The organism is Gallibacterium genomosp. 1, from assembly GCF_000771875.1.
Lineage (GTDB): Bacteria > Pseudomonadota > Gammaproteobacteria > Enterobacterales > Pasteurellaceae > Gallibacterium.
In genome coordinates this window covers 68349-83737 of record NZ_JPXX01000012.1, presented here as the reverse complement: position 1 = coordinate 83737, position 15389 = coordinate 68349, and the positions used below count along the sequence as shown (strand labels likewise).

At 41.0% G+C, this 15389-nt stretch carries 14 protein-coding genes; 2 read left to right on the top strand and 12 right to left on the bottom strand.

The features are described 5' to 3' along the window. Positions 1–12: 12 nt before the first annotated feature. A complete protein-coding gene (argH, locus tag JP36_RS04785) occupies positions 13–1386 on the top strand; it encodes an argininosuccinate lyase (RefSeq protein ID WP_039082663.1) in 1374 nt (457 codons plus the stop codon). Between the two features lie 306 nt (positions 1387–1692). Here the strand turns inward: argH and JP36_RS04780 are convergent, their stop codons facing one another. From JP36_RS04780 to napF, 7 genes are read right to left on the bottom strand one after another with little or no spacing between them, the layout of a single operon-like run. Beyond that, entirely contained in the window at positions 1693–2310 is a 618-nt protein-coding gene (locus JP36_RS04780; RefSeq protein WP_039172473.1) for a cytochrome c3 family protein, read from the bottom strand. Between the two features lie 10 nt (positions 2311–2320). Beyond that, entirely contained in the window at positions 2321–2791 is a 471-nt protein-coding gene (locus JP36_RS04775; protein WP_039172469.1) for a nitrate reductase cytochrome c-type subunit, read from the bottom strand. Between the two features lie 3 nt (positions 2792–2794). Continuing rightward, positions 2795–3658, bottom strand: a complete 864-nt coding sequence (gene napH / locus JP36_RS04770) for a quinol dehydrogenase ferredoxin subunit NapH (protein ID WP_039172466.1) — start codon at positions 3656–3658, stop codon at positions 2795–2797. Further along, positions 3658–4413, bottom strand: a complete 756-nt coding sequence (gene napG, locus JP36_RS04765; RefSeq protein WP_039172464.1) for a ferredoxin-type protein NapG — start codon at positions 4411–4413, stop codon at positions 3658–3660. The genes napH and napG overlap by 1 nt, the downstream gene beginning before the upstream one ends. Before the next feature lie 29 nt (positions 4414–4442). Beyond that, positions 4443–6920, bottom strand: a complete 2478-nt coding sequence (napA, locus tag JP36_RS04760; protein ID WP_039153398.1) for a nitrate reductase catalytic subunit NapA — start codon at positions 6918–6920, stop codon at positions 4443–4445. A 21-nt stretch (positions 6921–6941) separates the two neighbouring features. After that, positions 6942–7217, bottom strand: a complete 276-nt coding sequence (locus JP36_RS04755) for a chaperone NapD (protein WP_013746041.1) — start codon at positions 7215–7217, stop codon at positions 6942–6944. 3 nt (positions 7218–7220) lie between these two features. Continuing rightward, positions 7221–7730 (bottom strand): ferredoxin-type protein NapF, encoded by a 510-nt coding sequence (gene napF, locus JP36_RS04750; protein ID WP_039172459.1) that lies wholly within the window; start codon positions 7728–7730, stop codon positions 7221–7223. A gap of 189 nt (positions 7731–7919) precedes the next feature. Here napF and narQ point away from each other — a divergent pair, with 189 nt between their 5' ends. Continuing rightward, the gene (narQ, locus tag JP36_RS04745) at positions 7920–9659 is read left to right on the top strand and encodes a nitrate/nitrite two-component system sensor histidine kinase NarQ (protein WP_052119446.1); all 1740 of its coding nucleotides are present in this window, start codon (positions 7920–7922) and stop codon (positions 9657–9659) included. A gap of 77 nt (positions 9660–9736) precedes the next feature. On the opposite strand, the gene fucP is transcribed toward narQ, so the two are convergent. The 5 genes from fucP to fucI form a co-directional block, all read right to left on the bottom strand. After that, positions 9737–11023: an L-fucose:H+ symporter permease gene (fucP, locus tag JP36_RS04740; protein ID WP_013746038.1), complete on the bottom strand. Its 1287-nt coding sequence runs from the start codon at positions 11021–11023 to the stop codon at positions 9737–9739. A 27-nt stretch (positions 11024–11050) separates the two neighbouring features. Beyond that, positions 11051–11698, bottom strand: a complete 648-nt coding sequence (gene fucA, locus JP36_RS04735) for an L-fuculose-phosphate aldolase (RefSeq protein ID WP_013746037.1) — start codon at positions 11696–11698, stop codon at positions 11051–11053. A gap of 3 nt (positions 11699–11701) precedes the next feature. Next, positions 11702–12142 carry an L-fucose mutarotase gene (gene fucU, locus JP36_RS04730; RefSeq protein WP_039087123.1) on the bottom strand — a complete coding sequence of 147 codons (441 nt, stop codon included), beginning with the start codon at positions 12140–12142 and terminating at the stop codon, positions 11702–11704. Between the two features lie 9 nt (positions 12143–12151). Next, positions 12152–13561 (bottom strand): L-fuculokinase, encoded by a 1410-nt coding sequence (gene fucK / locus JP36_RS04725; RefSeq protein WP_039172455.1) that lies wholly within the window; start codon positions 13559–13561, stop codon positions 12152–12154. A gap of 61 nt (positions 13562–13622) precedes the next feature. Continuing rightward, a complete protein-coding gene (fucI, locus tag JP36_RS04720) occupies positions 13623–15380 on the bottom strand; it encodes an L-fucose isomerase (protein WP_013746034.1) in 1758 nt (585 codons plus the stop codon). Positions 15381–15389 lie beyond the last annotated feature (9 nt).

Genomic DNA, 15389 nt, shown 5'->3' with positions numbered 1-15389 from the left:
GAGGAATAAATTATGGCACTTTGGGGCGGTCGTTTTACACAAGCGGCGGATCAACGTTTTAAAAATTTTAATGATTCATTACGTTTCGATTATCGGTTGGCACAACAGGATATCGAAGGTTCTATTGGCTGGTCGAAAGCACTGGTCAGCGTGAATGTTTTCAGCGCAGCGGAACAGAAACAGGTTGAAGCGGCACTGCTTGAACTGAAAGAGGCGGTGGCAAATAACCCGGAAATGATTCTGCAGGATGATGCGGAAGATATTCATAGTTGGGTGGAAAGTAAGCTGATTGAAAAAGTGGGCGATCTCGGTAAAAAATTGCACACCGGTCGTAGCCGTAACGATCAGGTGGCGTTGGATATTAAATTATGGTGCAAACAGGAGATCACCTCTTTGCAACAATCTATTCGCCATTTACAAAGCCAACTTATTGTTACTGCGGAAAATAACCAAAATACGGTAATGCCGGGCTACACGCATTTACAACGCGCTCAACCAATCACTTTTGCCCACTGGTGTATGGCATATTTTGAAATGTTGGAACGTGATTTTTCTCGCCTTGCCGATGCTTATCGCCGTTTGGACACCTGCCCGTTAGGTTCGGGTGCTTTGGCAGGAACAGCTTATGCAGTCGATCGTGAGCAGTTGGCGAAAGATCTCGGTTTTCAACGTGCCACTCGCAACAGCTTAGACAGCGTTTCCGATCGTGATCACATCATTGAACTGTTGGCAACCGCCTCGTTAAGTATGGTGCATCTTTCCCGTTATGCCGAAGATTTAATTATCTTTAACAGCGGTGAAGCCAATTTCCTTGAATTATCCGATCGCGTCACCTCCGGTTCTTCATTAATGCCACAAAAGAAAAATCCGGATGCTTGCGAATTAATTCGTGGTAAAGCCGGACGTGTTATCGGCGCATTAAACGGAATGTTGGTAACGGTCAAAGGTTTACCGCTCGCCTACAACAAAGATATGCAAGAAGATAAAGAGGGCATTTTTGATGCGCTTGACACTTGGCACGCTTGCCTTGATATGGCGGCATTAGTGCTTGAAGACATCAAAGTGCATCAAGAAAAAACACGTAACGCCGCCTTGAAAGGCTACTCAAATGCCACCGAACTTGCCGATTATTTAGTTGCGAAGGGTGTTCCTTTCCGTGATTCTCATCATATTGTCGGTGAAGCAGTGGTTTATGCGATTAGCAAATCCAAAGCGTTGGAAGAGTTACGTGTCGATGAATTTAGACGTTTCAGCGATGTCATCAGCGAAGATGTGTATGCGATTCTCTCTTTGGAATCCTGTTTAAATAAACGTTGTGCTAAAGGTGGTGTTTCACCGCAACGTGTCGCTGAAGCAATTGAAGAAGCGAAACAATTAATTAAATAATTTTCTTATTTATCTTAAATTTAAGCCAAGTCGTTACTGACTTGGCTTTTGTCGTTTAGCACTTCCCAGTAAAATCTATCATTTTAATAGACAAATTTGTTTACCTTTTTATCATTGACATCCTCCCTATCATGAAGGACAGAGTTTTACAGCACTAGGCTAATAAAAGTGGCAAACTTTGCGCATCGATTTGCACATACTTAAGAACTTTTTTGCTTAATACGATTACCATTTCTCTCTGTGTTAAACAAAAAAATGGTGTCGAAATTTCGACACCATTCCTTTTTTCCACCAAGCGCCTAACGCTTATTTATCCTGTTCTTTCACATTACTGAATGTTGGCGGTAAACCTTTCATATCAGGAAGTTGATGTGCAATACCTTTGTGGCAGTCAATACAAGTGCGATTTTCTTTAATCGCCAATTCGTGCATTCTGGCAGCCACTGATTTTTGTTGAGAGAAGTCCATACGGTCAATTTTATGACAGTTACGGCATTCCTGTGAATTGTTGGCTTTCATACGCTCCCATTCACGTTCTGCCATATGCGCACGACGCTGATTGAATTTTTCCAACGTGTCGGTGTAACCCATATAATAGGCATAAACCTCACGTGCCGCTTTAATTTTACGCACAATTTTCGGAATAAATTCGTGCGGAACGTGGCAATCAGGACAACTTGCACTGACACCGCTACGGTTTTGATAGTGCGCGGTATGCAAATATTCCGGATAGACATCGTTGGTATGGCAGCTTGCACAGAACTCTTCAGTGTTGGTCTGCTCAAGTGAATAGTTAAATCCGACCCAAGAAACGATACCGGCAATAAACGCCACCACTAACAACGTACCGACTGCAATTTTGCTCGGGCTTCTAAACCATTTCCAAAAACGCTTGATAATATTCGGTTTTTTTTCTGTTGTCATAGTTTACCTCTTATTGTCCGTAACCCGGCAACGGTTTAAATTCATTAGGCACAATCGCTTTAGCATCTGTTTGCGGCACGTGGCACTGCAAACAGAAATAACGTCTTGGCGATGTATTCGGCGAAATCGCACCGTCACGTGACATAAAGTGAGTCGGGCTGATACGAGTTGCCCCGGTAATACGCGAATTTTCCACACTATGGCAATTTAAACATTGGTTTACATTTTTAGTCACCTGCATACCGCTAACGCTATGAGGGATAAGCGGTGGCTGATTCACATAGTTTAATGCTGGTGCATTCTGTTCTTTCGGTACATTATGCACTGCTGGTGCAACATTTTCTGCCGCATTTGCCATAGGAATACCCTCTTTTTCTAAAGGAACATTATTGGGATTTTCTTCTGCAGCAAGTACCGATACAGAGAATAAGCTCGCCAACAACAAACCGGTGGCAGAGAATACTTTGATTTTTTTTACCATTTTTCACTCCTGAGAAGGATTAAATCTTGTCGAAAACTTAAAAACATTTTCAGCACATACGTCAAGACAACGTCCGCAACTGATACAATCTTTGGAAAGCACAAGTTGGCTTTCGTCTTTTTTACCGTGTAATGGTGAACGTAAAACTTGTGGTTCAGGACAGACGTTATAACAATCCATACAGTTATCACAACGCTGCCGATCGATCACTTTTACGCGGATAATGCCTTTGGCACCAATCACGCCATAAGTTGCGCCAATCGGACATAAATGCCCGCACCAACCGTGTTCCACCACTAATAAATCAAACACAAATACAGCCACAATCAACCAGATACCGGCACCGAAACCGAAGATTAAGCCGCGTCCTAACGCTGCCACCGGATTCAGCCACTCCCACAATAATGTGCCGCTGATTGCACTGCCAATTAAAATTAAGGCTAACAGCCAATAACGTAAATTACGTGAAAGCTTTAATGTTTGTCGCCAGCCCAATTTGCGCCGTAACCAAGCCGCACTGTCGGTGACCACATTCAAAGGGCAACACCAGCCGCAGAACACTTTACTACCGACAATCGCATAAAAGGCAATCACAATGACAACGCCGATTAAGCTCGTCAAACTTGGAAGAAAACCACTGGCTAAACTCTCCAAAGTAATTAATGGATCAGTTAAAGGAATAGTATCTAGCAGCATACTGCCACTATAATTTCCTTTTAAAATCCAAACATTAAATAAAGGCCCACTCAAAAACATCGCCAAGATACTGAATTGACTTAAACGACGTAACAACAAAAAACGATTGGCGTGCCACCAACCCAATTTTTGTCTAGCCTCTTTTCCTGCCTCTTTTGGTGAGTTCGCCATTATTTCACCTCCGGTTGTCGTACTGGCAAACTGATGGTTTCGCCTTCAAACAACGAATGACCTGCCTTATCTTTTTCTTGCCAACCGAAACGGTAATGATGCCCGAGAACCCCTTTTGCCAACTGCATCGGCAACACTTTGATCGCCGCTTCTTCCAACACACAAGCCTCTTCACATTTACCACAGCCGGTACAGGCATCGGAATGCACTGTCGGAATGAGATAGGCGTGTTTGCCGGTGCGTTCGTTATGTTGCATTTCCAGCGTAATCGCTTTATCGATTAACGGGCAGACACGATAACAAACATCACAGCGTAAACCTTGCCAGTTAAGGCAGGTTTCGTGATCAAGCAGCACCGCCAACCCCATTCTTGCCTGATTAATATCATCGGCATTCGCATCCAATGCACCGCTCGGGCAAGCTTTCGCACAAGGAATATCCTCGCACATTTCGCACGGTTTTTTACGCGCAATAAAATAGGGAGTTCCTGCCTGTAAATCAGAAACCCACGATGCTAAATAAAGCATATCGTATGGGCAAGCCTGCACACACTGTCCACAGCGAATACAGGCTTCGGCAAACTGTTGCTCATCACTCAAAGCAAACGGAGGGCGTAATGCTACGCCATCTTTCGCTAAGCTCTGCTTTTGCGGCAATCCAAGCAAAATACCTAAACTTGCCAATCCACCGACTGTTTTAGTAGCATCTTTTAAGAAACGTCGACGTTCTGGGGTAATTACACGCTCTTTACTCATCACCACTCCAACTAAACTATTAATTTTGTTTAGATTTTAGTGACTTTAACCGCACATTTCTTAAAATCAGTTTCTTTAGAAATTGGATCCGTTGCATCCAATGTCAGCAAGTTGGTTAACTGTCCTTGATCAAAGAATGTAGTAAACACTAAACCTCTTGGTGGTTTATTTCGTCCACGAGTATCAATAATGGTTTCCATCTGTCCACGACGAGAAGCTATCACAGCCTTATCGCCGTGACGTAACCCACGATCTTTTGCATCCAATGGGTGCATATAAAGCACATTAGTAGGAAATGCACGATGCAATTCCGGCACACGACGAGTCATAGTACCAGTATGCCAATGTTCAAGAACACGACCGGTCGATAACCACAAATCATACTCTTGATCCGGTACTTCCGCAGGCGGCTCATAAGGTGCAGCAAGAATGACGGCACGTTTGTCCGGTTTACCATAGAAGCTGACTTCTTCACCGGCTTTAACATATGGATCATAGCCTTCACGGTAACGCCATAATGTTTCTTTACCGTCAACCACCGGCCAACGTAAACCGCGCGCTTTATGATACATATCAAACGGTGCTAAATCGTGACCGTGACCACGACCGAAAGAGGCGTACTCTTCAAATAATCCTTTTTGGATGTAATAACCGAAATGTTCCGCTTCATCATTCGGATGATCACCGATTTCGCTGTTCGGATATTTATTAACTTGACCGTTGGTAAACAACACTTCATAAAGTGTTTTACCTTTAAACTCAGGATTTTTCTCTAAAATTTCTGCCGGCCACATTTCATCAGTGGTGAAATATTTAGAAAATTCTACTAATTGCCACAAGTCGGATTTAGATTCACCCGGTCCTTTCACCATCTGATGCCAGAATTGAGTACGGCGTTCCGCATTACCGTAAGCTCCCTCTTTTTCTACCCACATTGAGGTTGGCAACATCAAATCGGCAGAAATCGCACTTAATGTCGGATATGGGTCGGAAACAATAATAAAGTTTTCCGGATCACGCCAACCAGGCAAACGTTCCTGATTGATGTTCGGCCCAGCCTGCATATTGTTATTACACATTACCCAAAGCACATTCATCTTACGATCTTTGAGCATACGATCCTGTAGCACTGCGTGATAACCGACTTTATCGGAAATAACACCAGCCGGAATCTTCCAAAGTTGTTCTGTGTGTTCACGATGTTTAGGATTGGTGACCACTAAATCCGCCGGCAAACGGTGAGCGAAAGTTCCCACTTCACGCGCTGTACCACAAGCGGAAGGCTGACCGGTTAACGAGAACGGCCCACAACCCGGTTTAGAGATTTTGCCGGTTAATAGATGCACGTTGTACATCATTTGGTTTACCCACACGCCACGTGTATGTTGGTTAAAGCCCATTGTCCAGAAAGAGACCACTTTCTTATTCGGATCGGCATAAATTTTCGCCAATTCTTCCAATAAGCCTTTATCCACACCACTGAGTTCGTGTGCTTTCTCTAATGTATATTCGGAAACAAATGCTTTGAATTCTTCAAAAGTGAAGTTTTCCATTTTGTCGCTGCCCGGATTTTTCGCTGCTTTTTCACGCGGATCAGTTGGGCGCAAACCATAACCGATATCGGTCGCTGCTTTTTTGAAAACGGCGTGTTTGCTGACAAAATCTTCATTGACTGCATTATTTTGAATGATGTAGTTAGCGATATAGTTCAAAATTGCCAAGTCAGATTGCGGGGTAAATACCAACCCATAATCCGCTAATTCAAAACTGCGATGTTCAAAAGTAGAAAGTACGGCAATCTTGCAATCCGGATTGGATAAACGACGGTCGGAAATACGTGACCACAAAATAGGGTGCATTTCCGCCATATTTGAGCCCCAAAGCACCATGACATCCGCCTGTTCAATATCGTTATAACAGCCCATAGGCTCATCAATACCGAAAGTGCGCATAAAGGCAACTGCAGCAGAAGCCATACAGTGTCGCGCATTCGGATCAACATTGTTAGAACGCAAACCGGCTTTAAATAATTTATTTAAAGCATAACCTTCCCATATAGTAGATTGTCCGGAAGTGAAACAACCAACAGCGTTTTTACCATTTTTCGCCATCGCCGCTTTAAATTTTTCCGCCATTGTTTTAAAAGCAACATCCCAACTTACCGGCTGGAATTCGCCATCTTTGGCATATTTACCGTCTTTCATTCTTAACATCGGTTGGGTTAAACGGTCTTTTCCGTACATAATTTTTGGCAAGAAGTATCCTTTAATACAGTTTAAACCGCGGTTTACTTCCGCATCCGGATCACCTTGTGATGCCACAACTCGACCATTTTGAGTCCCCACTAATACGCCGCATCCGGTACCACAGAAACGACATACCCCTTTTTCCCATCTGATTGAAGTATCTGCCGCTTCAACATTTTTGATAGGAATTGTCATACCGATCGCCGCTGCGGCTGCTGTTGCCGCATTGGCTTTCATAAAATCGCGTCGACTTAAATTCATCATCATCTCCCCACTAAAAAATCACTCGCCTAAGTCCTGTTGATGATAGACCAAAGAAACATTGATCACGCCGTCAATATTGCGCGCGTTCTCCATATTTTCCAATAAAATCCGTTGGTTATGTGACTGCATTACTACCACTAATTTTCCCAACTTCGGATCGGAACCGTGTATTTCAGTATGCGGAACTGCTAACAACGCGGCGGAAATCTGATCCAGTTTTTCCGGACGACCTTGCACCACCACACCGCATACGTGCCACTCTTGGGCATTTTCCATAGAAATATTTTCAGTCATTTTCTATATCTGATTCTGTACTAACATTGAAATTGCCTGCACCGGACAAGCCGCTACACAAGCACCACAACCATTACAACTTTGCAAATCCAATTGTGGCTGGGCAACTTTTCCTAACATCGGTTTAAAAAAAATCGCTCGCCACTCACAACTATCCTGACAACTACGGCACTCAACCTGTTTATTAGTCAAACAATTATCTGCTATTGAAATTTTATGTTGCCAAGCTTCAGTTGTGGTCGGCCGGAATATCGGTTGTTGACAGGCTTCAACACATTTCTGACAAAATGTACATTCCGACTGCTGAAAAGAAACCTGCGGATAACCGCATTCATCCTTGATTAACACCTGCGTTTCACATTGCGTAATACAATCTCCGCATTGTGTACATTGTTGGAAAAATATCTCTTTGTCCGCCCACGGCGGTAAAATCGTTTTTTTATTTACTACCACTGTTGATTCACGGATCTTTCCACTAAGGAATTTTCGCCGAGATAAGTCTACATTCTGCATAATTTACGCAAGCTTTATAACGATTAATTAACCGGTTATTATTATCGAAATAAACTACCGCAAGTCAGTAACCGCTATGAGGTATATTATGTTTTTTTGCTTTTTTCTTGAGATAAATCAAAACAACGAGTTCCTATTTTTTACAAAAACAGTGGTCAGTTATCGCCATAATATTGTCACCGGAGTAAAATGCCAGCCTTACTTTTTAACGATTCGGAGAAAAACGTGGCGAAGTATTCGGTTTTAACTCGCATTGCAAAATATTTAATCGGTATTATTTTATTGGCAAGTTTTTGTATTTCCTTAGTATTTGCGCTTTTAATCAGTAGTCAAAGTGATGCTGAAGCGATCAATTTAGCCGGTTCACTGCGTATGCAGGCTTATCGCCTGATTTACCAAATGGAACACGAGAGAGATACAGTTGCACACAATTTGCAGCAATATACACAAACTTTGCAAGAAAAAACATTAAATGATCTAAAAAATAGCTACTTTGTGCCAGATAATGTAAAAGCTGCTTATCAAAATGTAGTCAATAATTGGCAGCAGATGAGTAGTTTTGTTCGACAACAGCAAATTAACCAATATCAAGCTCAAGTCGATCAATATGTTACTAAGGTAGATGATTTTGTCGCTGAATTGCAACATTTCTCCGAACGTAAAATTATTATGGCGATACTAATTAGTATCTTCTCAATTATCACTATTTTGCTGATCGGCTCTTATATGCTGTGGTATATGAAGCGTGAAGTGCTGAACCCAATCGAAAAATTAGTACAAGCGAGTACGCAAGTTCAAAACGGACATTTTAAACATATTCCGTTAGATGTGGATAAACCAAACGAACTTGGCACGCTTTCTGAAACTTTTACCAAAATGGCTAACGAGTTACAGAAACTTTACTGGTTCTTAGAAGAAAAAGTGAACGAAAAAACGAAAAAATTAAGTCAATTAAATCGTACACTCTCAATGTTGTTTCATACTTCACAAAAAATTACCCACATTGATCTGGATTACAATCAATTAACTGAAGTGATCTCCGAAATTCGCGCCAGTGAACATTTACGCTATATTAAACTGATTGTTTATGGCGCAGAGCATCTTGATCTCTCATCAGGCAAAGCGGAAGAGAATTATCCGTGGCAAGAGCAAAAAATCAGTGTCAACGGCAAAATTCTCTCCTGTTTACGTTGGCAAGCAGGCTTACCTTGCCCTGATTTACGCCTAATGCAAAGTGTTGCACAAATGCTTGGGCGAGCAATTTACTTTATTCAAACTCAACGCCAGCAACAACAATTAGTATTAATGGAAGAACGCTCAATTATCGCCAGAGAATTGCACGATTCGTTGGCACAGGTGTTGGCATTTTTACAAATTCAGCTGACATTGTTGAAACACGCCTTAAAAAGCAGCGATCCGCAAGCCAAAGAGAAGAGTTTTAAAATTATCGCCGATTTTGAACAAGCACTGAACGATGGTTATGTACAGCTGCGCGAACTACTTTCCACTTTCCGCTTAACCATTCAGGAAGCCAACCTCAAATTGGCGTTGGAACAGGTGATTGAATCATTACGCAATCAAAGTGATGCCCAAATTACCTTAGAATGTTCACTGCCATCACAAATTTTCACGGCACAACAGTTGGTACACGCACTACAAGTTGTGAGAGAGGCGTTACTGAATGCGATTAAACATTCTGAAGCGACCTTAATTGAGGTGATCGCACATACCAATCAAGACGGCGAAAATGAAATTATCGTTGCCGATAACGGTATCGGCATTCCTTCTTTGGATGAACCGGAGGGACATTACGGCTTAAATATTATGCAGGAACGTACTGCTCAACTGAATGCTACCTTAACTATTCAACGCCGCCCAACAGGAGGGACGGAAGTCAAAATTTTACTAGCTAATACCTTTACAGAATGATGACGACTGTCAATCAAACAGAAAAAACCTGCACCTTATGTTTCTAAATATTTTAAGGTGCAGGTCAATATTATTTATTATTTCAATACCTTCCAACAGCGATAACCATAAATAGCAATCACAATAAAGCATATTAATGGTAGAACAAATGATGCATTCACTGCTGGCAAACCAGCTACTGTACCGAGATCAATAATTGCACCCTGTAATGGAGGCATCAATGCACCACCTACGATAGCCATTACCAATCCTGCTGCCCCTAAAGTGGACTCTTCTTTTAAACCACATAAGGCGATCCCATAAATTGTTGGGAACATTAGTGACATAAAGCCTGAAGTCATAATTAAGCAATATACACCAACAACACTATCACTGAAAATAACTCCTAAAATCGTAACTAATCCGCCCAATGCAAATAACATCAACATTAATTCAGCTTTTAAATACTTCATCAAGGCTGTACTAACAAAACGACTGATTAAGAAAAGAGCCATAGCCATAATATTGAAATGTTGTGCTTCCGCTTTAGTAAAACCTAAACGTTCTGCATATTGAATAATAAAGGTCCAGCACATAATTTGTGTTGCAACATAAAAAACCTGTGCGATTACCCCTTCTCGATATTTAGCATTCTTTGATAATCGACCAAGTGCTTCACCAAATTTAATTTTAGGTTGCTGTTCCGTGCGTGTTTTAGGCATTTTATATAATGCAATGATGATAAAAATCGCCAAAACAACAAAACCTAAAATAATATAAGGATCACGAATAACTGCTAAATCGTGTGTTTTAATCACTGTTTTTTCTGCAGCAGATAATGTTGGAAATATCAAATTCCCAGCGGCATCACGCTTATCTGAATCTAAATTTGTCAAAACAAATTGTGATGCAACAAACATTCCCAAAATAGATCCTAAAGGATTAAAAGACTGAGCTAAATTCAAACGACGAGTTGCTGTTTGAGGATCACCCATTGATAAAATATAGGGATTTGCTGTTGTTTCTAAAAAAGCCAAACCAAATGTGAGAATATAAAGCGAAAATAAGAAAAATGAGAACATTTCATATTTTGCTGCCGGGTAAAATAATAAAGCCCCAACACAGTATAGTGCTAATCCTAATAACACCCCTGCTTTATAATTAAAACGACTCACAAATAGAGCAGCAGGTATCGCCATTGTGCTATAGCCACCATAAAAGGCAAATTGTACTAATGCTGCTTGCGATGCAGGAATTTCCATTACAGTCTGAAATGCCGCCACCATTGGGTTAGTAATATCATTTGCAAATCCCCATAATGCAAATAATGTCGTCAGAAGAATAAAGGGAATCACATACTGTTTTTCTAACACTTTTGCTTTCATAATATAGTCTCCTTTTTTAATACCTTATTACTCTTCAATACGTAATCCGTAAGATTTAAACTTCTCCAGTACTTCAGCCATTTGTTGTTTTGACAATAGTGGAATATCTAATCCTGTTGCCAATAATTTGATATACCATTCGGCTAATACTTCCACTTCGTGGGCTAACCATAGTGCTTTATCAAGATTTTTTTCAGCTGCAATCAAGCCGTGATGAGCCAATAAAATGGCTTTTGAAGTTTTAATACCATCTGCTACATATTCAGCTAATTGATGTGTACCAAAGGTAGCATAAGGTACACACGGAATATGATCTGTCCCTCCTACAGCGATCATATAGTGAAAAGGTGGTATTGATTTTTCTAAGATAGAAACTGCCGCGCAATTAATTGCGTGATTATGTACTACGGCATTAACGTCTTGTCGTGATTGATAAACGGCTAAATGAAAATGCCATTCACTTGATGGTAGTTTTCCTTGTTCATAACGCCCATTTTTATCGACAAAAACAATGCTATCCACTGTCATTTGCTCATAAGGTGTTCCCGTTGGCGTAATCAACATTCCATCTTGATAACGCACACTAACATTACCCGCTGTACCTTGGTTCAATCCTAAGCGAGTCATTTCTAAACAAGTATCAATAATTTTTTGTGAAAGTTGTTGTCGATTCATAATTTAATCCTTAACAGGGATAATCCCTTTTTTAATCAAAATATTGCCATATTTTGCTGTTTCACCTGTTACCACGATGGCATAAGCTTGCCTTGCTTTTTCATAAAAGGCGAAACGCTCAATTCGCTTGATATTAGGCAAAATAGATTCGCCTGCTGTTTGCATTGCTACTAAATAGCGACCTTCTACTGATGGATCTAGCTGATCGCCTGCAACGGCTTGCATCATAATTAACGGTGCGTCCACATATTGATCTAATTCAATTAATGGACTAACTGCTGATAATAATCTGGGAATACCAATACCATCTGCACGAATTACCCGATGATGCAATTGGTGTGCTGGAAAATGAGCATCAGCAAACACAATTTCATCACCGTGACCCATTTCAGCTAATACTTTAAGTAATTCTGGTGAAATAACAGGATCGATACCTTTTAACATTGCAACTCCTTATATTTGAGGTTCAACACGTTGCCGTAAAGATTGCATTGCACTTTGGGCAGCATTAATATCAGGAAAAACACCAATGCCAGTAAATGTCGTCATCGCTGCCCCTAATGCAGTAGCCTCAGAAACCTGTACAACGTCAATAGGTAATCCCAAAGTATTGGCACGCAATTGATTCCACAAAGCATTCTTCGCACCACCACCAACACAAATCAAACTTTCCGCTTGGAAATGTCCCACTTGCTGTAATAAAGCTAGGTTCTGTTTCAATTTATTTGCTAAATATTGCAAAGTAGCTCGATAAATCTCACCTCGAGTAGTATGCATTGTTAGACCAAGAAATTGCCCAAGCTGTAATGATTGTTGGTTAAATTCAAAATTACCTTGTAAAGATACGGTGCTTTCACCAACTACAGTTGCTTCATCAATCATTGTTCGGTAATAATTTTCTTTGCCATAACAATCACTGAATAACAACCTACCAACCCATTCCAAAATACCTGAACCCACCCATTGAATTGCCGGATTAAATAGACCTTTGACACTATCCCATTCTGTGGTCAGCCCTTGTGAAAGGTAATCTGGGCGAACGATAGCTCGTTCAGTTCTTGCCATCAAAATTTCCCATGTTCCTGAGCTTAATACAGGCTGATTTAATGCTGCACCCGATCCTAATATCGCAAATTGCGTATCGTGTCCGCAGGAAATAACCGGAATTCCTGATGACAAGCCCCATTGTTTAGCAATTTCAGATAACAACGTACCAATTTTTTGACCAGCATTGACTAATGGTGGGAATTGACTCTTATCAAGTTGTAGCAATGCTAAAACTTCCGAATCCCAATCTTGCGTTTGCAAATCTGTCATCATTGAAGTGCCAGCCATTGTGCTATCAGTGCTTAGCACACCCGTTAAACGATAAGTAAGCATCGAAGAAATAAACAAGAATTGTTCAAAACTGGCATAATGTTCTACATCGTTTTGTTGTAACCAACGTAATTTGTACAACGTATTAAAACTATATTGTCCAATACCATTACGTTGATATAAGGCGGCAACATCAAATTGATCAGCAAGCTGTTGCATTACACTGATCGTCCTCGGGCATTTCCAAGAAATTATTGGCGTAGCTTGTTTACCATTGATAAAAAATGCCCCATCCACTCCAAAAGTAGTAACACCAATCACATCAACAGACAGTTGTTTTTCACGCAACTGTTGACAGACGTGTTTTGCACAAGCAAAAAGTTTTTCCACAATCTGCTCAAAATCCCAAATTTGATAATCCTTATGTTGCGGATCTTCAGTGGTTTGATTTGCTTGATGTGCATTAGCGATGATTTGTCCTTGTTGATCGATTGCGATGGCTCGCACATTCGTCGCACCGCAATCTAAAATCAGCGAAATTGACATAATCCCTCCGATATTTCATTCAAGTGCAGCCTTAAACACTGCACTTGAAAAGTGATTTCCATTACTTATATAAAGGTCCAAAATTAGTGCAAGCACGATAGTCTTGTCCTTCTTTATCTTGACCAAAAGCACTCCAAGCACTCGGACGGAAAATGTCACTTTCTTTAATATTATGCATACAAACAGGAATCCGGAGCATTGATGCTAATGTGATCAAGTCAGCACCGATATGTCCATAACTCACTACACAGTGATTTGCTCCCCAATTAGCCATTACTGAATAAACATCTTTAAAAGCACCTTGTCCTGTTAAACGAGGAACAAACCAAGTACAAGGCCACGTTTCATTAGTACGTTGACTCAAGGTATTGTGTACCTCTTCAGGTAGTTCAATTGACCATCCTTCTGCCAGTTGTAGCACTGGCCCAAGCCCTTTAACAAGGTTGATACGACTCATTGTGAATGGTAAGCCACCTTTGGTGAGAAATTGAGAGGATAAACCGCCTCCACGGAAATATTCGTGTACCGCAGCACACCACCGAGTATGAGCAAGACAACGTTTACCGTCCTCTTCAGTAATTTCCCATACCGGTTTGATCAAATGATTTCCTGTTTCATCTAAATGTTGGCCTGTACCATCTAATGCGGCTGATCCTGAATTTAATAAATGCAAAAAACCTGATGTCGGACGGAAGCCTGTAACGCGCTCAACAGAATCCTCACTCCAATAAGTTCGTACATCAGCAAAAATTTGTGCTTGTCCAGTTAATTGATGAGCGAGTAACATCGTGACACCATTAAGTGAATCATTTTCAGTCGCCATAATGAAAGGTGGGCGAACGCCATTCCAATCGTAAGTGGAGTTAAGCATTGCTTCCATAAAATCACCATTTGGCAAGTGATCTGTCCAATGACGTTGACCTTGGAAGCCAGCAACGATAGCATTATGTCCTAATGCTTCTTCGCCAAAATTAAGCTCAGCCAACTTTGGATTTCCTATCATCAAATCACGCGCAATAATGGTCATTTTAACAACAGTTTCCCAAAGTGCTTCTTTCTCCTCTGCTGTACGCTGATATTCTTCTTTATTGACATCTATACCCTCTTGACAATATTGCTTCACCCAAGACAATGCCAATTTAACTTCTTCAGGATCGTAAATTTCACGATCAAGACGGCGTTTAATTTCTGTCATATCAACATATTCATTCCGCATTCCTAAATAATGTTGAAAGAAAGATTGATCTACTATTGAGCCAGCAATTCCCATTGATACAGAACCGATAGATAAATAAGATTTACCTCGAATCGTTGCCACAGCTAAACCCGCTTTAGCAAAACGTAACAGTTTTTCTTTCACATCATCAGGAATAGTGGTGTCATCAGCCTCTTGAACTTCTGTGCCATAAATAGAAAATGCAGGCAATCCCATTTGGGTATGTCCAGCTAAGGCAGCAGCCAAATAAACCGCTCCGGGACGCTCTGTACCATTAAATCCCCAGATTGCTTTTGGCATATGTGGATCCATATCAATCGTTTCCGAACCATAACACCAACAAGGGGTAACGGTAATGACAACACCGACATTCTGTGCTTTAAATTTTTCTGCACACTGTGCAGCTTCTGCAACACCACCGATACAACTATCGGCGATTACACACTCAACAAATGAACCGTCTGTATGACGAACGTGAGTTTGTAACAAATCGGCAACAGATTGAGCCATTGTCATCGTTTGTACTTCTAATGATTCACGAACCCCCATACGACGACCATCAATCGTTGGACGAATACCAATTTTAATTTTTGTTGATTGCATAGCTATCTC

What these genes read in the sequence shown, in the direction of transcription:
- argH (WP_039082663.1), top strand. Translation starts at nt 13, where the DNA reads ATGGCACTTTGGGGCGGTCGTTTTACACAAGCGGCGGATCAACGTTTT.
- JP36_RS04780 (WP_039172473.1), bottom strand. Translation starts at nt 2,310, where the DNA reads ATGACAACAGAAAAAAAACCGAATATTATCAAGCGTTTTTGGAAATGG.
- JP36_RS04775 (WP_039172469.1), bottom strand. Translation starts at nt 2,791, where the DNA reads ATGGTAAAAAAAATCAAAGTATTCTCTGCCACCGGTTTGTTGTTGGCG.
- napH (WP_039172466.1), bottom strand. Translation starts at nt 3,658, where the DNA reads ATGGCGAACTCACCAAAAGAGGCAGGAAAAGAGGCTAGACAAAAATTG.
- napG (WP_039172464.1), bottom strand. Translation starts at nt 4,413, where the DNA reads ATGAGTAAAGAGCGTGTAATTACCCCAGAACGTCGACGTTTCTTAAAA.
- napA (WP_039153398.1), bottom strand. Translation starts at nt 6,920, where the DNA reads ATGAATTTAAGTCGACGCGATTTTATGAAAGCCAATGCGGCAACAGCA.
- JP36_RS04755 (WP_013746041.1), bottom strand. Translation starts at nt 7,217, where the DNA reads ATGACTGAAAATATTTCTATGGAAAATGCCCAAGAGTGGCACGTATGC.
- napF (WP_039172459.1), bottom strand. Translation starts at nt 7,730, where the DNA reads ATGCAGAATGTAGACTTATCTCGGCGAAAATTCCTTAGTGGAAAGATC.
- narQ (WP_052119446.1), top strand. Translation starts at nt 7,920, where the DNA reads ATGCCAGCCTTACTTTTTAACGATTCGGAGAAAAACGTGGCGAAGTAT.
- fucP (WP_013746038.1), bottom strand. Translation starts at nt 11,023, where the DNA reads ATGAAAGCAAAAGTGTTAGAAAAACAGTATGTGATTCCCTTTATTCTT.
- fucA (WP_013746037.1), bottom strand. Translation starts at nt 11,698, where the DNA reads ATGAATCGACAACAACTTTCACAAAAAATTATTGATACTTGTTTAGAA.
- fucU (WP_039087123.1), bottom strand. Translation starts at nt 12,142, where the DNA reads ATGTTAAAAGGTATCGATCCTGTTATTTCACCAGAATTACTTAAAGTA.
- fucK (WP_039172455.1), bottom strand. Translation starts at nt 13,561, where the DNA reads ATGTCAATTTCGCTGATTTTAGATTGCGGTGCGACGAATGTGCGAGCC.
- fucI (WP_013746034.1), bottom strand. Translation starts at nt 15,380, where the DNA reads ATGCAATCAACAAAAATTAAAATTGGTATTCGTCCAACGATTGATGGT.